Consider the following 23227-nt stretch of genomic DNA (forward strand, 5'->3'; position numbering starts at 1 on the left):
GGGTACAGCCTGACTTTATAAGCTTTTAGGATTTGTTTTGGCATGAAGCTATTTTACCATATCAAAAGTCTGACGCATTCATCCCTCTACTTTAGAAGTAGGGGAATTCTGCGCTGAAAATGTTAAAATCATGCTAAGGTAGATTATCTCTCTACATTCTTATCTTCAAGGCCTGTCGTTCACCGTCAACCTTAGGTTTAAGTACTGAATATCAATTACGATAACAAAGGACTGTTCATTATGCTCAATAACGTTACTGCTATGGCGAGCTCATTACGTCAACACCTGCCTTTTTCATCCAATGAAGACCATGACATCGCTCCTTACTACCGCAAGCATGTTGCTGCCATCACTGGCGCAGGCTCTGGCATGGGGCGTGAGCTTGCCATTCATTTAGCAAAAATGGGCTGTCATGTCGCGTTATCAGATATTAACGCTGAACAGCTAATACAAACCAAAGAATTGCTCGTCGGTTACGATATCCAAATGACCACCACGGTACTCGATGTCTCAGACCATAAAGCCGTTGAAGCTTGGGCAGATGAGGTGATGAGCGAGCATGGCAAAGTGAATTTCATCTTTAATAATGCAGGTGTGGCACTCTACTCTACCGTAGAAGGCAGTAGCATCAGCGAGCTTGCATGGGTGATGGATATCAATTTTTGGGGTGTGGTCTACGGTACCAAAGCATTTTTACCTTTGATTAAAAACAGCGTTAAACTCAGCGAAACCCAGAGCAGTGTTGCTAAGACAGACAATAAGTCACGACAGTTTAATGAGCATGGTCATATCGTCAATATCTCAAGCTTGTTTGGTTTGACTGCTCAGCCGTCACAATCTGCGTATAACGCTAGCAAATTCGCTGTGCGCGGCTTCACCGAAAGCCTGCGTCAAGAGTTGGATATTCAGCGCTGTGGCGTGTCTGCGACCTGTATCCATCCAGGTGGTATCAAAACCAATATCGCCAACAGTGCACGCGGTAATGACAGCATAAACGACATTGGCATGCGTACTGGCCCCAAAGCTATCAGAAGTTTTAATAAGTTTTTGAAATTTGATGCCAGCGAAGCCGCTTGGATTATCTTACAGGCGACCGCGACCAATCAGCCACGTTGCTTGATAGGTAATGATGCTAAGATGATTGATGCCGTACAGCGCGTATTTCCATCGACATATAGTCAAATACTAAACGATGTGAATACGCTCTCTCGCAAGCTAAAACCACGTCGTAATAAAAAGCCAAGCACTGCCAAATAACCTACTCTAAAAGTTATTCCTCACGAAAAGGGCTTAAACATAAATAATGTTTAAGCCCTTTTCTTATTTTTTATCAAAAATGTTTTTCAATTGAGGTGTAACTCAAGCCAAAAACACTTTACGTTTTTATATACTTTAGTGATTTATATTTGATACAATCATGTTTCTAGCAACTTACCGGTTGGTTACTCAATCAATCTTTTGCCAAAACAAAGCTTAGTACTGTCATCATGACAACTAAATTATCATATAAATACAAATGTAGATATTATTTTTGATAATAAGGATATTCCAATGAAAACACTTTTACGAGTCAAACCCTCTCTTCTTATGGCCACTATTCTCGCTATCGGTGCTACTAGTATCAGTGCCTGTAGCGAATCAGGCACCAAAGCCGTCGACCGCGTCGAAGAAGCTGAAGCTTTAGCTCGAGTCAAATCACTCGAAGCACGTGCCACTGAGATTAAGAGTGATATGGCTGCCAACCCAGGTGCCAAGCTGAACATCAGCATGCCTGATGAATCGACTATCCCTGACGATGAATATGGCGCTGCCGTCCGTCGAGGATTGGAGCTTGCCAATCACTCCTATCGTGAGCTGCCGAACAACGTGGGCAATAAACTTAACTGTACCAGTTGCCACTTAGGTAATGGCTCAGAGGCATACGCGGCCCCCTGGAATGGTCTGCCAGGTATTTTCCCCATTTATCGCTCGCGTGATGCACGCGTCAACTCATTACAAGAACGAGTCAATGGTTGCTTTCAGCGTTCAATGGATGGCAAACCTTTAGATATGGACTCAGACGAGATGAATGCTTTTATTTCTTATATGACTTGGTTGTCGCAAGACATGCCGATTGGCGTGTCACCTGAAGGCCGTGGCTTTGTAAAGGTTGATAACACGCTGACGCCAGATCCTGTAAAAGGTAAAGAAATCTTCGCTCAAACCTGTGTTTCCTGCCATGGTGATAATGGTGAAGGTCAGTATAATGACGATGGTACTTATGTCTATCCAGCCATCGCTGGTGAGAACTCATTTAACGATGGTGCCGGTATGGCACGTACTTACAAAGCCGCTTCGTTTGTAAAAGGTAAGATGCCATTTGGTCAAGGCAATACACTCAGTGACCAAGAAGCCATCGATGTGGCCAGCTACTTTACCCAGCTACCACGCCCTGTGAAAGCAAATAAAGACAAAGACTGGCCAAAAGGCGGTGCACCGGTAGACGTACGTCGTTAATAACACATAAACTATTTATGGGTCGCGAAAATATCCATGCAAAAAGCCCAGTTAATTTAAATAACTGGGCTTTTTGATTTTAGAGATTATTGAAAGCATTAAAACCTATAAAGCTTAAGGCAGCTTCATATCACCAGCAACTAACCAGCCCATACGGCGCATTGCATAAGCGACGATACCCGCAATCACTGCTGGTAATACAAACATCAATAAAATAATCGCTGTCCATAACTGTGTTGTGCTCATAATTCCTTGTGATGCTTCAATAACGCCGAACACCCCAACCAAGCCAGCGGTGCCCATACCAGCGCCTGTAGCCGTACAGGCCAGCCCAAAGCCTACCGTCGCGATAGGGCCGACGATGGCGCTAGCGACAACGGCTGGCAATAAAATTAATGGTTTTTTTAGTACATTAGGGATTTGTAGCATGCTCGTGCCAAGACCCTGAGAGACCACACCGCTCACGCCGTTGTCTTTAAAACTTGCCACAGCAAAGCCAATCATATGCGCGGCACAGCCAACGACAGCCGCCCCACCAGCCAAACCGCCCAGTCCAATAGCGATACAGATAGCCGCGCTTGAGGTTGGTAGTGTCAGTAGAATACCGACCACGACTGCTATCACAATGCCCATTAATAATGGCTGTAACTCAGTGGCCGCTTGGATACCTTGTCCAATGGCATCGACAGCAGCGACGATAGGTGGATTGAGTAGCGCGCAAACTAATAGAGCTACACCGCATACTAGTAATGGCACTAACAAAATATCAAGCTTGGTCTTGCCAGCGACCCATGTACCAGCACGATAAGCAAATACCGATGCCAAATACGCCCCTATTGGATTACCGGGCAATGCGACAAAGGTTGCAGGTCCACCCACTTGCGGCGTGAAGAGCGTCCCCGCCATTAGCGCTTCAGAATGGGCGCCAAGCATACCTGCTACCAAGCAGCTAAGCATGACCAATGTTGGTGCTTTGAGATAATAGGCAATACCAACGCCGATACCCGCACCCATCAATACTGACGCCAGCTTACCGACTGCAACCAGTGCAGGCAAATTTAACCAACCACCGATTTGCGAGATAATAAGTCCAGCAATCAGGGTGACAAATAACCCCAAAGCCATACCAGTAAAAGCATCGATGAAATATTTTTGAAAAAATGCTTTAATCATGCTGGTAGGTGGTACCGAGTTAGATACAGTCATAGCCATACTCTTTGTGAACGTTTTGATAATAGAAATATAATAAAACAGCTAGGGAAAATTTATTCAACAAAAATAAGAGATAAAAAAAGCGTCATTGCGACGCTTTTTAATTCTTAATAAATGACTAAAATCATTATAAGTGACCAAATCTAACGGCGCTGTTCAACGATAATAGAATCGATACCATTATTTTGTAGGCGCTGCTGGGCTGTGCTCACAGCTTGACGGTTATTCATCGGGCGTGAAATGACTTGATAGATTGGCAGACCATTACCCGTTGTATTCTTAACCACTCTAGCGTCGACACCTGCCATCAATACTTGGGCACGGCGACGATCGGCTTCATCAGCATCGCCAAAGCTATTGATTTGCAAAATATACGTTGCTGCTGGCTTAGCGGCCTGAACGCTAGCCGTGCCTGCAACGGCATTATTAGCGCGATTGGCAGTGTTGCTATTGCTGCTAGGTGTAGAGCCGTCGTAGGTCGCATCTTCTTCAACAATGACAATGTCGTCACTATTATCATTGGTTGCCCCGCTATTCGCGTTATTACCACGACTAGGTTCAATCACCGTGTTTTCTGAGATGCCAAAGTTGCCTGCATTGTCGTTACGGCTGGCTGAGCTGTCCTCTGGTTGGATCACAACAACATCAGGCTCAAAGGCGCCAATGTCACTGATTCGATTGTTATCGATATCAGCGATGTCTTCATCAGGAATCGTTGCCATCTCTTGATTGGGTAAAATATCATAGAACTCATAATCACCATTATCAGTATCAGTATCAACGCGTGGCTGCACCTGACGGTCAGGATCGTTACCAGCAGTGCTATCAGCAGGACTGAAATCGAATAATGGTGAGAGGTAGATAAACACCCCAATCATCAGGGTCAATACTGCCCCGACGAACATCCATAATAAGCCTGATACGCTACTTGTTTTGCGTTTTTCAGTCGCACCTTTAGGTTTTTTGGCTAACATGGATCTGGTTCTCCCTACTGAATCTAACTATCATCAAATTATGGTTACTGGCTGTCTATTTATACTACATGCTAGACGGTGCAGACAACCCTAATAAACCAAGTCCATTGGACAATACTTGGCGTACCGCTTTAGACAAACGCAAGCGCGCTTGCATTAAATCCATCTCATCTTGGCTCGGTGTCTCACCTGAGGTCAAGCTCACTGGCAAGATACGGTTGGTGTCATACCAACCATGGAACAACGCAGCCAACTCTTTTAGATAGTTGGTCAATACATGAGGCTCGTAACCGGTCGCGGCACGCAGTAATGTCGCCGGATAGCCGGCAAGCAGTTTAATCAGCTCACCTTCGTTAGGTGCGCTGAGCAAATTTTGATGTGCTAAGCCAGTTGCATCATCTACTGCAAGACCACTGTTTTGCAGCTTTTCTAATACGCGGCAAACACGCGCATGGGCATACTGAATGTAATACACTTGATTGTCTTTACTTTGTGATTTGGCAAGCTCTAAATCAAAGTCAACGTGCACCTCAGGCTTGCGTGCCACATAATAGAAGCGCGCTGCATCGTTACCCACCTCAGAACGCAGCTCACGTAGGGTAACAAACTTGCCTGAACGTGATGACATTTGTACTTTTTCACTACCGCGCCATAATGCAACAAACTGTACGAGCACTACATCTAGGCGCTCTGCATCAATACCAAGCGCCAACAGCGCCGCTTTGACCCGTGGAACGTAACCATGGTGATCTGCGCCCCAAACGTTAACCACTTTATCAAAACCACGATCGAACTTGTTTTTATGATAAGCGATGTCAGAAGCAAAATAAGTCGTTTGGCCATTCGCTCGGCGTACCACACGGTCTTTTTCGTCACCAAAATCGGTCGATTTGAACCAAATATTGCCATCTTTTTCGTATAAATAGCCTTTTTCGTCTAACACTTGCAAGGCAGGCTCAATCTCACTATCAATCGACCTCTCGCTAAACCAGCACTCATAACGCACGCCAAAGTCGTTTAAGTCGTCTTTGATATCGGCCAAAATACTACTTAATGCCGCATTTAAAAACAGCTCATAGCTATCGCCAAGCAAAGCTTTACTATTATTGATTAACCCATCGATATGCGCTTCTTTGTCACCTGATAGTAGTGTCTTTTCACCGTCAGCATTTGTCTCAAACTGTGCATCTTCTGGTACATCTTTGGCAACGTCTGCAAAGCGATGCACATAGCTGGCACCATGTTGCACTTTTAATGTCTGAGCGATATCACTGACATAGTCACCTTGATAGCCATTGACTGGGAACGTTACCTGCTCGCCATTGGTTTCGAGATAACGCAGATAAGTACTGGTTGCCAAAATGTCCATTTGACGACCCGCATCATTGACATAGTACTCACGTGTGACGTCATAACCAATGGCTTCAAGCAGGTTTGCCACGCTCATACCAAAGGCAGCACCGCGACCATGACCGACATGTAGGCTTGACGTTGGATTGGCAGAGACAAACTCAACTTGAATCTTTTGCCCATCGAACTGGTCACTTAAACCGAAGCGGTCTTGCAAAGTAAAGATATCGTCTAATACGGCAAATTTGGCTTCAGCATTTAAGAAGACATTAATGAACCCTGGGCCTGCGATTTCTACTTGGCGAATATCTTGATTGTCAGGTAAGGCGTTGACAATTTTTTCAGCCAATTGGCGTGAATTGGCTTTTGCAGCTTTGGCAGCAGTCAGCGCGATATTACTGGCAAAATCACCATGACTGAGGTCTTTAGTACGAGTGATTTGGCTGTTATTTTGCCAATCAGCAGGCAACACATCTTCAGCCTGTAAGGTTTGAATAGCTTGTTCAAATAGTGCGGCTAAGGTATCGATTTGGGCTTGTGACATAGGGTTATAAACTCAGTTAAATAAACAACAAAAACGGTGTGAAATTTGGCGAATGTGCACAGTCAATAACGGCTTATTATAATAGCGACTGACTATCCAGAGGAGAAATTAGTACAAAAAGATAAGTAACCTATAAATATAACAATCTTTGCGCTGTATTGCACTATTTACGGTAAAATTAGCGTCAAAATACAACACTTTACGCCATTTTAAAGCGAGACCTTTGATGGCGATAAAAAAGCATCGCTCAAAGAAATCTCGCTCAAGGATAACCATCAGTCATTGTAGCGTTACTGTTGCCTACGACTCTACAGGAGTTTATACCCAACAGATTCCACGTTATAATGACGGTTTGTATTGCTGATCGTCTATTTACCTCTCGTTTAACTGATAGATAAATGCTCAATTGACACAGAGTTATGGGCTTTTTCACCCTTATTGTAAAAGCTCTCAAAAACGATAGTGCAAATAGATACCGCGTTACTTACTTTATAGGATTACCTTATGTTTGCTATTGCTGCCAGCACTGTCACCAGTTGGGGTCTGTACGTACTGCTCCCGATATTTATCGCATTTCTGTTTTTTATTATGTGGGACATCTCTAAAAAATCCGAAGCCGGTCGTGCCGGTACGTTTTGGATATTTTTAGCATTAGGGGCAGGTTTTGTGGGCTTCTTACTCAAGCTATTGCTAGAAGTTGCCTTTAAGAAATGGCTGATTTAACAAAATTCCGCAGAAACCCCCTATCTCTAAGGTAGTGGGTGGTTCATTTGGCCATATTTTTGGGTGTGATATTGCCTAATACATAATGGGCAATCATTCCGATAACCACACCCCAAAATACTGAGCTCAATCCCAAAAACTGCATGCCAGAAGCAGTGGCCATAAAAGTTATCAACGCCGAATCTCTTTGCTCATCGTCTTTCATCGCGATATGAATATTGGCAGAGATAGCACCAATAAGCGCCAGTCCTGCCAGCGCTGCGATTAATTCTTTAGGTAGCAGGCTAAATACCGCCACAATACTACCGGCGAATAACCCACCTAAAATGTAAAACACACTATTGGCAATACCAGCAATATAACGCCTATCTTTACATTCGTGAGCATCCATCCCAGTACATAAGGCGGCGGTAATAGCTCCCAATGTAATAGTAATGCCACCAACGCAAGCCACTGCCAAAGAAGCAATACTAAATGTACTGACAATGGGTTTGGCTGGTGTGTCATAACCACTCAAGCGCAGGATAGCCATACCGGGCAAAAACTGTCCGCTTAAGCTGACAAGAATGAGCGGAAGCGCAAGGTTGAATACGGAGCGCCACGTCCATTCTGGCGATATAAATTTAGGTATCGTTATTGCTAAATTAATATCGACAGGGTTCATTTTCCCAAACAGCACACTCAATATAACGCCGCATGATAACACCCAAATCATGGTATATCGTGGTGAGAAGCGTTTGGCCAATAAATAGCACGCCAACATACTAAAGACGATGACAGGCATGGTATCCATCGCCACAAACAGATCCAAACCAAACTGAAATAAAATACCCGCCATCATGCCAGCGGCAATACCGTTTGGAATCCACTTTAGGATCTTATCAAATGATCCGGTGATACCGACTAAAAAAATGACAATGGCAGAGACAATATAAGCAGCAACCGCTTCATTGATACTCATCTGCGGAAATAAAGTGACCAGTAATGCTGTACCGGGTGCCGACCAACCAGCCACAATAGGTGTTTTATATTTGATAGATAAATACATACCAGGTATGGCAGCACCGATAGAGATGCCCCAAATCCAAGACGCCATCATCGCATCGGATACTTGCGCTGCTTGGGCGGCCTGAAAAAATATCACCAACGGCCCTGCATAAGCAATAAGCACGGCTAGAAAACCGGCTACCGAGGCGGACAATGACCAGTCTTGTTTTAGGGTTTTTATTAAACTTGCCATATTGCGTCCTTGCAACTCAGCAGTAATCAGTCAGTATGTTTATAAAAAAGCATATGACCTTGATGGTCAGCACTTAATTAGCAGCGTTTTCTAATCGAAGTTACTTGTTGGCAATGATGGTCGCACGCATCGGTGCAGGATAACCTTCCAAGGTCTTTGTAGCATCATTGGGATCTAAGAAGTCTGCTAACGAATGATAAGTCATCCATTCGGTTTTGCGCTGCTCCTCAGTCGAGGTCATTGCCACATCGACGCAACGGACGTCAGTGAACCCTGCTTTTTCTAACCAACCGATTAATGCCGCCACCGACGGTAAGAAATATACGTTATTCATCTGCGCATAACGGTCATGCGGCACCAGTACGGTATTAGCATCGCCTTCAATGACTAAGGTCTCAAGCACCAACTCACCGCCTTTTACCAGTTGCCCTTTGAGCTGTTGCAAATGCTCAAACGGTGACTGACGATGATACAGCACACCCATGCTAAATACCGTATCAAATAGCTGACTGTGCTCAGGCAAGGCTTCAAGCGGTACGGGAATATAATGGGTACGGTAGCGGCCTGTCTCATGAGCGTCTGCCGTACCAACAAAATGACGAATCGCCATAAACTGATGGTAAAACAAGCAAGATGGATCAATGATGATCACCGTATCCGCGCCTGCCCCTGCCATACGCCAACCATGATAACCAGAGCCGCCACCCACATCGAGTACACGCCGACCTTTTAATGTGCCCAAATGCGGTGCGACTCGCTGCCATTTCCAATCACTATGCCATTCGGTATCGATCTTAATACCTGACTCATCATCGCCAATCTTACCACCAATTTGAAACGGCCCTTTACGCCACGGCATCAGCTGCTTGAGCAGTGCTGTCGTTTGTTTGCGCTGAGACTCATTAAGACTTGCCTCAATCGTTAACGTATCGCTGTTGAGATTGACATTATTGACGGTTAGTTCTGGCAAACGCGCCACCGACGCTTGGTAAGCAGGCGCGTGCGCATAGTTGGCTTTGTCTTTGATATCACCCAGCCACGTTGGTAATTGCTTGAGCCACTCATAAGCACTTGGCTGCTGCTGCGCCAGTACTAGCAAGGTTAAATACAGTTCACGTTCGGCGTGGAGAATAGTGTCGTTAAGCATAAAAGCGGATTACCATGTTAATCAAAGGATACTGTAAAAGACGGTATTGCCAAGAATGGTTTTTATTTAAACGCCACAATCGACACAAAGTTCAAAAACTGAAACCACGTCAGATGACGCGCGAAACCTACCTTATCCAGACGCGCATGATGCTCTTCTAAGGTATCGGTAATGAGGACGTTTTCTAGCGCATTACGTTTGCCACTGATTTCCATCTCGGTATAACCGTTGGCACGTTTAAAATCATAATAACGCTCAACCAACCACGCATCGTACTGCTCATCAAAAGCATGGGTCTTTTCGGTCAGCACCAGTATGCCGCCCTCACTCAGCGCATTATAGATAGTTTCTAATACCGCCACCCTATCTGCAGCTGGTAAAAACTGTAAGGTTAAGTTTAAGATGACCATGTCACATGGCTCAAGCTTGACGTCGCGGATATCAGCAGTGATGACTTCAATATCATGTTCAGGATAATTATCCTTAAGTAAAGTAGTCGCTTCAGTTGTCATCGCCGGTGAGATATCTATCGCTTTAATCTGCAAATCTTGCGGCTCAAACTCGCCCGCCAGTGTCATGCTTGCTGCGCCAAGTGAGCAGCCCAAATCATAAATTCGGCTGACACGCTGACCACTATCGCTCTGCTGGCGATACTTACAATGACGACGGGTAAATATAGGCAGCATCGCCAACACTTGACCATAACCAGGAACACTGCGGCGAATCATATCGGGGAAGCACGCCACCACTTGCTCATCGAAAGAAAAGCGCGCCGCTTTATCAAGTGGCGTGGTGAATAGAGTATCGTGTTTGATAGCAGGCTTAGATTGGCTCATGGTGCGACTCATTTTTGATTTTTGGTTTCCATAATGGAACTTTGATTGGGAAGTGTTCAGAAAATTCGATTGATGCCATTAGCCCAGGGCAGACTAACGTAGCAAAAGCCCATTATAACATTACTGTTTGTTACTTATCGCGTTTGGCTCACCTGCTAAGCTGATTAGCAAGCGCTGAGGCTAAAAAATTATTGTAAGCAATAAGTTATCAGAAGTAATCTGTCATTGAAAAATGAAAGCATTACAACCAAATAAAGACCTTAGCTCACCTTTATAGCAACAGATATAATAATAGGGAAAATTATGCAAACCATTATATTAGGCGGTGGCTGCTTTTGGTGCACCGAATCAGTATTTTTATCCGTAAAAGGCGTACAATCTGTCGTGTCAGGCTACATGGGTGGCGATGCGGTATCTGCCAACTATGAAGCGGTCTGCAGTGGCGATACCGGACACGTTGAAGTTATCAAAGTTGAGTTTGATGAATCTATCGTACCGTTAGAAGTGATACTCGATGTGTTTTTTGCCACCCATGATCCCACCACGATGGATCGTCAAGGCAATGACGTCGGTAGCCAGTACCGCAGCGTGGTGTTCTATACTGATGAAGATCAAAAACCAACCGTCGATCGTACGATTAATAAACTGCGCGATATGGGCGTCAATGTGGTCACAGAAGTACATCCTGCTGTTGAATTCTATCAAGCGGAAGAGGCACATCAAGACTTCTTTAATAGAAACCCAGGACAGGCTTACTGCAACTTTGCGATACCACCAAAGCTTGCCAAATTACGCAAAGAATTTAGTAAATATATGGTGAGCTAAACACTTACAGATATTCTTGTACGCTACAAAAGCCAAGGTTTGATACGCTTGGCTTTTTTATTGCTTTTAACAGTATGATAGCTAGCAACAACCTCTTAGGGTTAATTATATGAATCCAGAATTTTGGCAATCGCGTTGGCAGCAGGGTCGTATTGGCTTTCATAAGCCTGAGGTAAACCCATTATTAATCAAATATTTCAATGAGATGAATCTACCTGCTGGCAGCTGTGTACTGGTTCCTTTGTGTGGTAAATCGATTGATATGGTTTGGCTAGCAGCACAGGGCTACGACGTGGTTGGTGTTGAATTGGTTGAGTCAGCCGTACAAGAGTTTTTTGCTGAGCAAAGTATCTCCCCTACTGTACATCAGCATGCAGATAATTCCGCTATTAAATATTATCAAGGACAGCTCGCAAATCAAACGATTACTTTATGGGTCGCTGATATTTTTGCACTGACGGCTGAAGATATCGGTGATATTGATGCAGTTTACGACCGGGCGGCCTTGATAGCGTTACCAGAAGATATGCGTCCACAGTATAGCGAGCAGATACGTAAAATGAGTGATCTTGCAACACAGCTATTAATCACGCTCAATTATGACCAAAGTCAAAAGGATGGCCCGCCATTCTCTGTGAATAAGACTCAAATACAGCAGTATTATGGCAATTATTACCAAATCACTGAGCTTGAAAATGAAGCCTCGACATTGAATGCCAATGCAGCGCTGAGCGTGACCGAGCATGTTTGGTTATTGAACTCAGCAAATGATATATTCAATACTCAGTAAAATTGACAGCTTACATGAGTAGGCGAGACTGGGATGAATTTTTTTGCAGCCTCTGTCGAAACACGCACAGCACGCAAGAAAAACTTGTACCAGTCACACTGTGTTTTTTTATACTAACCTGACGATAGTAGTGAACTCTCATGAAAATTTTAATCAGCTTAGTAAGCTTCATTGGCTTTTTACTGGTGGTATTGCCTGGTCCTTTGTATAAATACAGCATCGTCGATTTGGGTACTGCGTTTGCAGGGTTTACCCTAGGAATGATGGCTGGCGGTGCTGCGTTGATCATTCTGTTATTACAAGCATTATTCAAACGTCAAACGCTCACATTTGGCAATACCCTCGTCACCGTTATGTTCTCCGCTATCGCCATCATTATGCCACTCAGCATGTTGAGCAAAGCCAAAAGTGTGCCACCTATTCACGACATCTCAACCGACCTGAAGAACCCGCCTGAGTTTGTGGCCATTGTCCCACTACGCGCTGATGCACCAAACCCAGTCGAATATGCTGGTGAGGAGACCGCAGAGCAACAACGCACAGCTTATCCTGAACTGAAAACCTTAACCTATACGCAACCAAAGTCTGAGCTGATGGAGGCTACCGAAAAATCTGTCAATAATTTGGACTGGGAGCTCGTAAATACTGATACAAGCGCAGGTATCATTGAGGCCACAGATACTACAACATGGTTTGGCTTTAAAGACGATGTGGTGATACGTGTGATTGATAACCGTAATGAGCGTCTGGTCGATATCCGTAGTAAGTCACGAATTGGCGGAAGTGACTTGGGTAAAAATGCTGAGCGCATTCATGACTTTATTGACGAGTTGGATGAAGTCTTGGCGGAATAGTTAGGTTTATAGAAACTCAACATTGATATTTTATACTTATCCCCATTGAGAATACTTGGTACGTTAGCTGGATTTTCCACATTAAACCCTCTCCTAACCTCACGCCACCGTCAATTTATAGTAACAGCGTACTTCGATACCTTTTCTTTACTATTTAGATTGGTTACTCTAAGTCAATATTAGCATTATTCGCCTTGTTTGCATTTTAAACGACAACTTTAACGTTTATAGGATATTTTCATGCGTTTGACTCCATTTTCTACTCTCTCATTACTTAGTGTTGCGGTTGGACTGAGTTTTGCTGGTACGGCACAAGCAGCCAAACCTGATGCCCCTTATTTATCCAATAGTGAGTTTCAGCAGTGCCTTGATGGCCTCAAAAACTCTAGCAAATTTCGCGGTGTGGACAGCTTTACTTTTAATAACTATCGCCCAAGCGAGCCTGACCCTAGCGTCATTCAATCACTGAACTATCAGCCTGAATTTCAAAAAGATGTTTGGGATTATTTATCAGCGCTAGTCGATAAAGAGCGGGTAGAAGATGGTATCCGTGCCAAGCGTCAATGGGGTGACACATTACGTCAAATCGAATCACGCTATGGTGTTAAAGCAGAACACGTACTGGGCGTATGGGGTGTTGAGTCAAACTTTGGACAGACATTGGGCAAAAAGCCCTTGTTTGAATCCTTAGCAACATTATCATGTTTCGATCGTCGCCAAAGCTACTTCCAAGGTGAGTTTGCCAATGCGCTCAAAATCGTCCAACGTGGGGATATCGCGCCAAGTGACATGACCGGCTCTTGGGCAGGGGCGTTTGGGCAGACGCAATTTATGCCAAGCACCTTTTTGGAGCTAGCAGTAGACTTCGATGGTGATGGTCGCCGTGACTTGGTCAACAGCGTACCTGACGCGCTGGCTTCAACAGCCAACTTCTTGGACAATCGTGGCTACCGTACTGGCGAGCCTTGGGGTTATGAAGTCCAACTCCCTAGCGGTTTTTGGGCAGCCTCTAACCGTAAAGATAAAAAATCTATCAGTCATTGGCGCAATCAAGGTCTAACACTGGCTAACGGTAGCCCACTGCCTTATGATTTGAGTAGTGCAGGTTTGTTATTACCCGCTGGTATGGAAGGTCCTGCCTTTTTAGTCGGCAAAAACTTTGATACGTTTTATTCGTATAACGCCTCAGAAAACTACGCATTGGCCATCGCTCACCTATCAGATTTAATTACTCGCGAAGACAGTAGCAAAACTGACTTTGTCACTGCGTGGCCGACAGATGACCCAGGTATCAGCCGTCAGCAAGCCAAAGACATCCAACAAGCATTATTAAACGCCGGTTATGACATTGGCGGGGTCGATGGCATCATCGGTGACAATACCCGTACCGCTATTCAGCAGTATCAGACCAGCAAAGGTATTTTCCCAGCTGATGGGCGCGCAGGACAAAAGTTCTATCGAGCTATTATAGGCAATACGGCACCTAGCCGTGTTCAATATGGCAACCAGTACGGGCAGCCAACCAACAGCCAGCCATTAACACCTGCGCCTGCTGATCGTATGGGGCAACTGATTCAGCAGCAGAGCACTGCGCCACGTATTTACTCACCGCAACCATCAGCGCAACCCTCAACGTCTAGCAACCCACGTTATCGCCGTGTTACTGGTGCAGATGGTGTTGTAAAGCTGGTTCGTATTGATGAAGGTTCATAGCGTATAGCGCGTTATCTACTTACCTCACTCTTATCTACTCGAGTTGAGTACTTAACAGCAGTCAACAAAAAAGCCATGCTAACTAGTATGGCTTTTTCTAATTTGCATTCACTAAATTTGTAGTTATCAAATAAAGTTATTTTAATAACAACGGTTTAGCAATGCTTAAATCAATAATTGTCTCTTAGACAATAGGAGGTGGGTTTGGTTGACCATTGTCACCGTCCCAGTTTTCACGTGCTTTGTCATCTAAGTCGGCTGGTGTTTTTGGTTCCCACTTACCATTTTCTTTCCAAGTCGCATCGCCCCAATCTGCATCTTCTTCCTTTCTATCCAAATCTTTATAAGCTTGGGTAGGATCGATGCCGCGGCGCTTCATGTCTGCCACTTGCTCTTCTAATGTATGAAACTGATCAGCATCATGCATAGATTTTTCTAAGCTATCAATCTCTCTTTTTAACTCATCGGCTTTAGAGTTACTCATCGTCTGCTCTCCTTAGTTGGTCAGTATTATTGTACGTTATGTCTTTTTAATAATGATTGTATCAATCGTCTTAATACAGGTGATAGTCTGCTATCGATATCTGATTAGTCTTATTATCACCAGTCTTGGGTAGATTCACAACCGTTGACGCGTATGCTTTGTATTACAAAACGTAGTCATCTAAGCAGATGGTTTTGAGATGTCTAAAGAGAGGGTGGCTTTGTAAGACTAAAAAAGGAAGGGTGTTAGAGAGAAATAGTAATACTTAAGGGTTAGGCTTTGCATTTTTTAGCAAATTTTTGGCATAAAAAGTCAACTTCCACAGCTCTTGTGATACTCGAGTGCCATAAGTTGCTAGCTGTATCCAGTTTGCCCCAACCAATTGCCGCTGCAAGCAGTTCAAATCGTCTTGAGAAATCTGGCAACGTGAGACAGCATGCACATTTGGCATATCTTGTTTGATGTCTTGTTCAGCTTTTGACGCTATTAATCGATTGATCGCATTTTGTAGGCCATTGCTCGAAAATGCGGTCGGAATCTTTAATAAAGTAGCCAACACCTCTTGCCACGTTAACGTCATGGGTCTCACCACATCCGTCAAGTTCCCGCCTTCATAGGCTTGGGCGCTATAATGAATGTCAATGGACTCTGTCAATATAATAGGTTTGCTGACGGTATCATCTGCAAAATCATCTTGAGTTTGGGGTTTTTTGTGGATTACTTTCTTAGCCGGCAGACGCTCAGATAACTTCTGGGCAGCCGTTGTTTTGCTAAGCTCAGTCAACTCGTCTTCAGCCTTTATCCAACCACCGGTCGCGCCACGTTTCGTGACAGCATTGTAGTAAGCTTGTACCAGAATTTTTTCGATATCATCTGCCGTCTCGTAATAATATATCTTATTATCTTGCTTGGTCACAGAGTTGATGAACTCTTGCAACTGCCGACTGATGCTCGCGTCTTGATGGTGGTTTTTGATTAAAATAAGCAGTGGTTTGAGCTTGGCTTTGGCGTTTAGATAGCTCAGATGCATTTGGCTAACGCCCGTTTTTTGCACCGTACCATAGCTATCGCCAACGAGCATCAATGCATAGTCACAGGAGTCGATACACTGCCGCCCATACAATGACGCTTTGGGTAATTGACTTGATACATCATAAGTTAGAAACGCGCGCGCCTGAAAAAATATTGCTAGGCTATCCAATACCAGCAATTGATCGTTGTCAGCACATATGACGTGGATATGATAGCGACGGTTTGGCACAATCACCTCTAAGCTTCAGTCGTGACGTAAGTAAGATTGAGATAATAAACAACAATTATCTTGTTTTTGCACAGACTAGCATAATCTTGCAAAGATGAACCTAATTAATTCAATTATAGCAATATGAGTAGAGATTATGACCCTAAATTCTTATTAACCATATTCGTATAATTCATTTTTGTCACAGTACGCTCGGCACATACAGTCTCGGTATCATTGTTTTAATAACAGTTACTTTAACAGCAATCACTTTAACAATAGGTGTTTAAAAACATGTGCTTTAACAATAACCACTTTAATAATAACCACTGCAATTACAATCAGCTTTGGTAGCGTCTATTTAAAATAGTATGCCAATACCGTCTCTTTGCCAAGCAATCGCTCTATTAAAACGCCCAATTTATCATCGTATTTGGTGGCATAAAAAGTCAATGGTGACTGACTATCATCACCTAACATCTCTTGTGTCGCTGTTGATTCGTTATTTTTTTCTACGCCAACATCACTTTTATTGTCGTTAGCAATGGCGGCAAGCTGATGTGCCACCAATAGTTGCTGAACCCTCTCTGCTATCGCCTGTCCAGAATCAACAACCTGTATCGACAACTGCTGCTGCGCAATCTCCGCCAACAAAAATGCTTTGAAAAATGGATAATGAGTACAACCCAGTACCAATTGATCAATACCAGCATCAGCAAATAATGTAAGTTGGTGGCGCAGACGTTGAGCGGTATCATCCTGTTCTGGCATGCCAGCCTCTACCCAAGGCACCAACTGTGGGTCAAAGTACTTAGTAACCTTTGTACGGTTGGGACTAGCGAAACCATCAATGACATCATTGAGTAATTTACCATTTAATGTGGCCTTGGTCGCCAATACTGCCACATGATGGCTTTGACTGGCCAATACCGCGGGCTTCAATGCCGGTACTAAGCCAACAATAGGCAGATGCGGATAACTGCGTCTCGCTGTTTCTAAAGCATAAGCTGATGCGCTATTGCAAGCAATGACGATAAGCTTACAGCCTTGCTGAGACAACCATTCTACTGCGGTGAGTGTTAGCGCTTCTATATCCTCACTATCACGATTGCCATAAGGCACATTGAGCGTATCAGCATAGTAAACATAACGCTCAGCGGGTAGCTGCTGTGCCAGATGTAGATAAATCGACAGACCACCAACACCCGAGTCAAACAGTCCAATGGGTGCTTGACGGTCTTTATGATTGGTAATGGCATTGTTGATAATAGAATTGCTTGCAATCACATTGTTTGGCATAACAGCACTGTTAGCAGCAGCGGATTGGTCATCTGTTTTGGTCGCACTAACACTAGCACTGACAGAGCTTTCAGTCCCTTTAATTTTAAATGTACTAGGGTGCGCCTTAACCACATTTATCATGTCATTTGCGGTGATATCCATGGTTACTGTACTGCCATTTTTATAGTCATATCATTGTCTTCATACTGGATCTTCATGTTGGGTCTTCATGTTGGGTCTTCGTGCTGAGGCTTCGTGCTGAGTTGGGTGTTAAATACTACTAGCGTTTATTGATATTGTTATAGAGTGCTAGCGATAGACAGTCACCGATTACTAAGTGATTAACCGCCGTTTAATTAACTGGCATGGAAAGTTGATGAGACTTCCAACCACTTTGTAGGGTTAATAACGTCTCACCATCTTTCTCTGTCAATTCGCCAATCTCTGCCAAGTGAAAAAATGTATTACGGCCAATAAGTGCCGTTAAACCATTTCTCACTAGCATATAAGGGCGAATTTGCGCCTCGGTTGCTGAGTCATGATGGTTTTCAATTTCCGATTTTGCATTGCCGTCATGACGGTCACTGACTTCATCTCTGTTTTTAGGATTATACGCCTTTAAAGTGATAGGATGCTCATCATCTAAACGCACGACATCACCTGTGGTGGTGGTAAATTCCAACCAACTCATATTACCCTCATTAACGATGCCAACATCATTGATTAATAACGGCGCATCTTCGACTTGGATTCGGATTTTCTGTACGGGTGTCTTTAAAAAATACTCTGTCACCCCTCTATTTTCTTCTTTCCATAGAATAGTCGCAAATAAGCTGACCAATGACTCACGGGTCATTTGCCCGCCTTCATGCCACCACTCTCCATTGGCCTTAATGACCAAATCCATATCAGCCACATTGTCAGGATGCCATTTTTCTAATGGTGGTATGGCTCGCCCCTCTCGCACCCCTGCACTTGTCTTTAAATACTGGCTCAGCGCGTCCATATTAGAGAGGTCAGACGGCACGTCATTTGGGGCTTTCACGCTTTTTTCCTGACTATTATTGAACATGTTATTATCATTATTCATTTTATAATCCTTTACTCAGTATTCAAAGTTTGGCAAAACTGTTATTACTATAAATTTTAGTTTCGGGTATGATGAAACCATATCATCATCATAGCCCCGTTACCTCAATATTACCTTAACATCGATACTCATAAATGCGTATCGTGTTTGTAGGACTTTTCTTTTATAATGAGTAACGATTTTTTATTGAAATGGTCAAGTGGGTGTTGGATTAATGACGCATTTTGCGTGGTATGTTGATACCTTTGGATAACTCGGTCTCAGCAGCGACGTGGTCAATTGATACCGCAAAACCAGTTTTTATTGGGCAGCCATATGTCTGAGTGACGTTAGCGCCGCAAATCTATTATTCAATTGTTAAGCTAATGATGCCCTGAGATAAGCCACTACAAGTTTAGGAGTAGGTATGCAAGAGCAAGACAATCAAAAGCCAGTCATTGACGGTGATACTGTGAATGCTGATGCACCAGTAGTAGAGACAGAAACCGCTACTCTAGATAAAGAAGAGACAGCAGCTGTACCAACTGAAGAGGCGGCAGCAGTCGCTGTTGAAAAAGAGCCAGTCGCCGAGCCAGTCGAAGCAGAACCTGAGATTGAGCGCGAATCAATGGAATTCGACGTCATTGTCGTCGGTGGTGGTCCTGCAGGTTTGTCTGCTGCCATTCGTCTACGTCAGCTCGCTATCGAAGCTGGTAATGATGAGTTTATGGTTTGTGTGGTCGAAAAAGGCTCTGAGTTCGGTGCTCACACTTTGTCTGGCGCGGTCATCGAGCCACGCGCTTTAAACGAGCTGATACCAGACTGGAAAGAAAAAGGCGCACCATTAAACGTGCCAGCCACTGAAGATCGCTTCTACTACTTGAATTCAGCCACTCGTTCAACCAAGGTTCCCGACCCGCTTATTCCCGCCCCAATGCACAACGATGGCAACTACATTGTTTCATTAGGCAATGTCGTTCGTTGGTTGGCCGTACAGGCTGAAGAGCTTGAAGTCATGATGTTCCCAGGTTTCCCTGCTGCTGACATTCTATATAATGATGACGGTTCAGTACGTGGTATCTTGACTGGCGATATGGGCGTCGCTGCCAGTGGCGAAGCCAAGGCTAGCTTTGAGCCTGGTTATGAGCTACTTGCCAAGTACACTATCTTCGCTGAAGGTAGCCGCGGTCATTTGGGCAAACGCTTAATCAGTCGTTTTGGTCTTGATAAAGACTCTGACCCTCAGCATTACGGTATTGGTCTAAAAGAGCTGTGGGAAGTTGCGCCTGAGAAACACGAGCAAGGTGTGGTCATGCATGGTCTTGGTTGGCCATTGACTGAGACAGGTTCTACTGGTGGCTGGTGGTTATACTTTGATGAAAATAACCAAGTCAGCTTTGGTCTTGTCGCTGACTTGTCTTACCACAACCCATATATGTCGCCATTCGATGAAATGCAGCGCCTAAAAACCCACCCTGTGATCAAAAACGTATTAGAAGGCGGTAAGCGCATCTCTTACGGCGCACGTGCGTTGACCAAAGGTGGCTTGAACTCACTACCGAAGTTCACCTTCCCAGGTGGCGTATTGGTCGGTGATGACGCGGGATTCTTGAACCCTGCCAAGATTAAAGGCACGCATACTTCTATGAAGTCAGGCATGCTAGCTGCTGAGGCAATTTTTGAAGCATTACAAGCTGACCGTCAACATGACGAAGTAGTGGCTTATACCACTATGTACAAAGAGTCATGGCTGTACCAAGACAACTATGAGTCGCGTAACTTCTCGCCTGCGATACATCGCATGGGCCTGTTTATGGGTGGCGCGTTTACCTTTATCGAGCACAACTTGTTGAAAGGTAAAATGCCATTTACCCTACATGACAATATTCCTGACTACGATCAGCTAGAGCGTGCCGATCATGCTTATCAGCCAACTTACCTCAAGCCTGATGGCAAGCTGGTATTTGATAAACTGTCGTCAGTATTTGTCTCGAACACCAACCATGCTGAAGACCAACCAACGCATTTGAAATTGACTGACTCAACAGTGCCTATCTCTATCAATTTACCACTATATGCTGAGCCTGCTCGCCTGTATTGCCCAGCTGGCGTTTATGAAGTGGTAAAAGACGCGGAAGGTGCTAAATTTGTTATTAATGCGCAAAACTGCGTCCACTGTAAGACCTGTGATATCAAAGATCCTTCACAGAACATTACCTGGGTAACGCCAGAAGGCGGCGGTGGTCCTAACTATCCAAACATGTAAACCACGTTTGAGATAACGGTTGCTCTAAATGATTAATTGTTCTGCAATAAAAGACCGCCCTTATTAAAGGGCGGTCTTTTTGTGGTTATACATCTAATAGCTCAATGATGAATACACAATCTTAATCTGTCCAAGCATCACGGTTGGCTTCATCTTTTAGTTTCACAAAGTCATCAGGGTCAAACTTAATCTGATCACCTGTTTTACCCTCTTTTACTTGACGCTCATAGTCACGCAGTATTCTAAGGGCAACGGGAGACAACAATAAAATAGCCACTAAGTTGACTAGAGCCATCAAACCCATTGATAAGTCAGCAAAGTTCCATATCGCAGGAAGGCTAGCAATTGCGCCGATAAACACCATACCCAATACCATAAAGCGGAATATCATAATCATCACTTTGGCGTTCTTGGCACCAGAGATAAATTCGAGATTCGACTCACCATAACTGTAGTTGGCGATAATGGAGGTGAAGGAGAAGAAGAAAATAGCAATGGCAACGAACACCACACCCAAGTCACCAACATATTGTGACAGCGCCAACTGAGTGAGCTGAATACCTTCTTGCTCAACATTAGGATCGACCACACCAGATAAGATAATGATGGATGCGGTTGCCGTACAAATAATAAGCGTGTCCATAAAGACGCCCAGCATTTGCATAAACCCTTGCACTGCTGGATGGTCGGGATGGCTTTTTGCCGTTGCTGCCGCATTAGGTGCTGAACCCATACCCGCTTCGTTAGAGAAGAGACCGCGCTTGATACCGTTGATCATTGCTTGAGCAATACCATAACCAATAACACCGCCTGCTGCCTGCTCAAAACCAAATGCTGATTTTACAATCAAGGCAATCGCTGCTGGGAACTGGCTAAAGTTAGTCACGATAATGAATAATGCCAATAAGATATATAAAATCGCCATCACTGGTACGATTTTACCCGCAATACGAGCAACCGAACGCAAACCGCCGAATACCACTGGTGCTACCAAGGCAACCAGTACGGCACCTGTCATCCATGTTGGGATACCAAAAGCTTCATTGGTTGCCTGTGCAATCGTATTTGACTGCACGCCATTAAACGCTAAACCGAACGCCACCAACAAACACAATGAGAAAAATATCGCCAGCCAGCGTTTGCCCAAACCTTTTTCAATATAATAAGCCGGTCCACCACGATAGACGTTATCGTTATGCGGTACTTTGTATGCTTGTGCCAAAGTTGATTCGATAAAACTGGTCGACATACCGACAATCGCTGTCATCCACATCCAAAACACCGCACCTGGACCACCGAGGTAAATGGCAATCGCCACCCCTGCCAAGTTACCCGTACCGACGCGCGCTGCCAACGAGGTCATCAAAGCTTCAAACGAGCTGATGCCACCATCTTTGCGTCCTTGGTTGGATACACGCAATAGTTTCCACATATGACCAAAGTGGCGAAACTGAATAAAACGTGTCGCAACAGTGAAATAAAGACCGGCGCCGATAAGCACGAACATCAGTAGTCCATACCAAGGGTTATTAGCAATCAACCAGTCGTTATTACCCCAAATAATACTAACACCGTAATTCACGATGCCATTAAACCAGCCTGCTATCCCGTCATTCATACTGACTCCTTATTAACACTTTATCTGTCTTGCTTGTCTGTCGAATTGATATCTTGTTTTGGTCAATTAAGCTCTTAATGAAACGTAGCAAATGCCTGATACCAAATTATCATGTGCATTTTATAGATATTGAACCACTAATAAGTATCACGTTCGGTTATTAACTTTATAACTTTATTTTTCAAATAAATGTTACTAAGGGTTGATATCCTATAGAATGTATTAAGTAACAATTTAACAGCATAAATTAGACCATTATCGTACTATTTCAGTAACGTTAGTCATCGAAACATTGTTCGTCATACTAATTTTTATATAATTCAAAAAATGCATGCTGATTTGTTTATGGTTATGTGTATTTAATATTGATAAAATAATGTTATAGATACTCACAAACCCTAATATTCATTTTTCAGCATAAATATTTTTGATTTGAATATCTTGATTGTTAGAAGTATTAAAATGCTTGTCAGGAAGACAAGAGTGTGAAAAAGACAGCGGATTGTCCTACCCTCTCCATCTCTTCCTCGATAGACGTTTTCCTTCTTATAAGACAGCTTTATTA

19 protein-coding genes are annotated in these 23227 nt (G+C 43.9%); 8 read left to right on the top strand and 11 right to left on the bottom strand.

The window, feature by feature from the left end; translation table 11 throughout:
• The first annotated feature begins 240 nt into the window (after positions 1 to 240).
• Positions 241 to 1257: an SDR family NAD(P)-dependent oxidoreductase gene (locus QL919_RS12520; RefSeq protein WP_290189816.1), complete on the top strand. Its 1017-nt coding sequence runs from the start codon at positions 241 to 243 to the stop codon at positions 1255 to 1257.
• Positions 1258 to 1551: 294 nt separating this feature from the next.
• Complete coding sequence (locus QL919_RS12525) at positions 1552 to 2496, top strand: c-type cytochrome (protein ID WP_290189817.1); 945 nt, start codon at positions 1552 to 1554, stop codon at positions 2494 to 2496.
• 114 nt (positions 2497 to 2610) lie between these two features.
• Here QL919_RS12525 and QL919_RS12530 read toward each other — a convergent pair whose 3' ends face one another.
• The 3 genes from QL919_RS12530 to argS all read right to left on the bottom strand — a co-directional run bounded on the left by QL919_RS12530 (position 2611) and on the right by argS (position 6576).
• Positions 2611 to 3708, bottom strand: coding sequence for a PTS sugar transporter subunit IIC (locus tag QL919_RS12530; protein ID WP_356650474.1), 1098 nt, complete (start codon positions 3706 to 3708; stop codon positions 2611 to 2613).
• 143 nt (positions 3709 to 3851) lie between these two features.
• Positions 3852 to 4682 carry an SPOR domain-containing protein gene (locus QL919_RS12535; protein WP_290189819.1) on the bottom strand — a complete coding sequence of 277 codons (831 nt, stop codon included), beginning with the start codon at positions 4680 to 4682 and terminating at the stop codon, positions 3852 to 3854.
• A 64-nt stretch (positions 4683 to 4746) separates the two neighbouring features.
• Positions 4747 to 6576 (bottom strand): arginine--tRNA ligase, encoded by a 1830-nt coding sequence (gene argS, locus QL919_RS12540; protein ID WP_290189820.1) that lies wholly within the window; start codon positions 6574 to 6576, stop codon positions 4747 to 4749.
• Positions 6577 to 7080: 504 nt separating this feature from the next.
• Between argS and QL919_RS12545 the strand changes: the two genes are divergently transcribed.
• A complete protein-coding gene (locus QL919_RS12545; RefSeq protein WP_290189821.1) occupies positions 7081 to 7299 on the top strand; it encodes a DUF2788 domain-containing protein in 219 nt (72 codons plus the stop codon).
• Between the two features lie 43 nt (positions 7300 to 7342).
• On the opposite strand, the gene benE is transcribed toward QL919_RS12545, so the two are convergent.
• The 3 genes from benE to cmoA all read right to left on the bottom strand — a co-directional run bounded on the left by benE (position 7343) and on the right by cmoA (position 10534).
• Positions 7343 to 8539 (bottom strand): benzoate/H(+) symporter BenE, encoded by a 1197-nt coding sequence (benE, locus tag QL919_RS12550; RefSeq protein ID WP_290189822.1) that lies wholly within the window; start codon positions 8537 to 8539, stop codon positions 7343 to 7345.
• A 100-nt stretch (positions 8540 to 8639) separates the two neighbouring features.
• Positions 8640 to 9686, bottom strand: coding sequence for a tRNA 5-methoxyuridine(34)/uridine 5-oxyacetic acid(34) synthase CmoB (gene cmoB, locus QL919_RS12555; protein WP_290189823.1), 1047 nt, complete (start codon positions 9684 to 9686; stop codon positions 8640 to 8642).
• 62 nt (positions 9687 to 9748) lie between these two features.
• Positions 9749 to 10534, bottom strand: a complete 786-nt coding sequence (cmoA, locus tag QL919_RS12560) for a carboxy-S-adenosyl-L-methionine synthase CmoA (RefSeq protein ID WP_290189824.1) — start codon at positions 10532 to 10534, stop codon at positions 9749 to 9751.
• A gap of 291 nt (positions 10535 to 10825) precedes the next feature.
• On the opposite strand from cmoA, the gene msrA reads away from it, so the two are divergent.
• The 4 genes from msrA to QL919_RS12580 all read left to right on the top strand — a co-directional run bounded on the left by msrA (position 10826) and on the right by QL919_RS12580 (position 14704).
• Entirely contained in the window at positions 10826 to 11347 is a 522-nt protein-coding gene (msrA, locus tag QL919_RS12565) for a peptide-methionine (S)-S-oxide reductase MsrA (RefSeq protein WP_290189825.1), read from the top strand.
• A 109-nt stretch (positions 11348 to 11456) separates the two neighbouring features.
• A complete protein-coding gene (gene tmpT, locus QL919_RS12570) occupies positions 11457 to 12137 on the top strand; it encodes a thiopurine S-methyltransferase (RefSeq protein ID WP_290189826.1) in 681 nt (226 codons plus the stop codon).
• Positions 12138 to 12277: 140 nt separating this feature from the next.
• The gene (locus tag QL919_RS12575) at positions 12278 to 12991 is read left to right on the top strand and encodes a DUF1499 domain-containing protein (RefSeq protein ID WP_290189827.1); all 714 of its coding nucleotides are present in this window, start codon (positions 12278 to 12280) and stop codon (positions 12989 to 12991) included.
• 240 nt (positions 12992 to 13231) lie between these two features.
• A complete protein-coding gene (locus tag QL919_RS12580; RefSeq protein WP_290189828.1) occupies positions 13232 to 14704 on the top strand; it encodes a lytic murein transglycosylase in 1473 nt (490 codons plus the stop codon).
• 184 nt (positions 14705 to 14888) lie between these two features.
• Here QL919_RS12580 and QL919_RS12585 read toward each other — a convergent pair whose 3' ends face one another.
• The 4 genes from QL919_RS12585 to QL919_RS12600 all read right to left on the bottom strand — a co-directional run bounded on the left by QL919_RS12585 (position 14889) and on the right by QL919_RS12600 (position 18799).
• A complete protein-coding gene (locus QL919_RS12585) occupies positions 14889 to 15188 on the bottom strand; it encodes a hypothetical protein (RefSeq protein WP_290189829.1) in 300 nt (99 codons plus the stop codon).
• Between the two features lie 265 nt (positions 15189 to 15453).
• Positions 15454 to 16449 carry a DUF4062 domain-containing protein gene (locus QL919_RS12590; protein WP_290189830.1) on the bottom strand — a complete coding sequence of 332 codons (996 nt, stop codon included), beginning with the start codon at positions 16447 to 16449 and terminating at the stop codon, positions 15454 to 15456.
• Between the two features lie 336 nt (positions 16450 to 16785).
• Positions 16786 to 17871: a glutamate racemase gene (murI, locus tag QL919_RS12595; protein ID WP_290189831.1), complete on the bottom strand. Its 1086-nt coding sequence runs from the start codon at positions 17869 to 17871 to the stop codon at positions 16786 to 16788.
• 190 nt (positions 17872 to 18061) lie between these two features.
• Positions 18062 to 18799, bottom strand: coding sequence for a DUF1285 domain-containing protein (locus QL919_RS12600; protein ID WP_290189832.1), 738 nt, complete (start codon positions 18797 to 18799; stop codon positions 18062 to 18064).
• A 607-nt stretch (positions 18800 to 19406) separates the two neighbouring features.
• Between QL919_RS12600 and QL919_RS12605 the strand changes: the two genes are divergently transcribed.
• On the top strand, positions 19407 to 21044 hold the full coding sequence (locus tag QL919_RS12605) for an electron transfer flavoprotein-ubiquinone oxidoreductase (protein ID WP_290189843.1): 1638 nt from the start codon (positions 19407 to 19409) through the stop codon (positions 21042 to 21044).
• Between the two features lie 121 nt (positions 21045 to 21165).
• Here the strand turns inward: QL919_RS12605 and QL919_RS12610 are convergent, their stop codons facing one another.
• Positions 21166 to 22662 carry an alanine/glycine:cation symporter family protein gene (locus QL919_RS12610; RefSeq protein WP_290189833.1) on the bottom strand — a complete coding sequence of 499 codons (1497 nt, stop codon included), beginning with the start codon at positions 22660 to 22662 and terminating at the stop codon, positions 21166 to 21168.
• Positions 22663 to 23227: the final 565 nt, after the last annotated feature.

This window comes from Psychrobacter sp. APC 3426 (assembly GCF_030408035.1).
Classification (GTDB): Bacteria; Pseudomonadota; Gammaproteobacteria; order Pseudomonadales; family Moraxellaceae; genus Psychrobacter.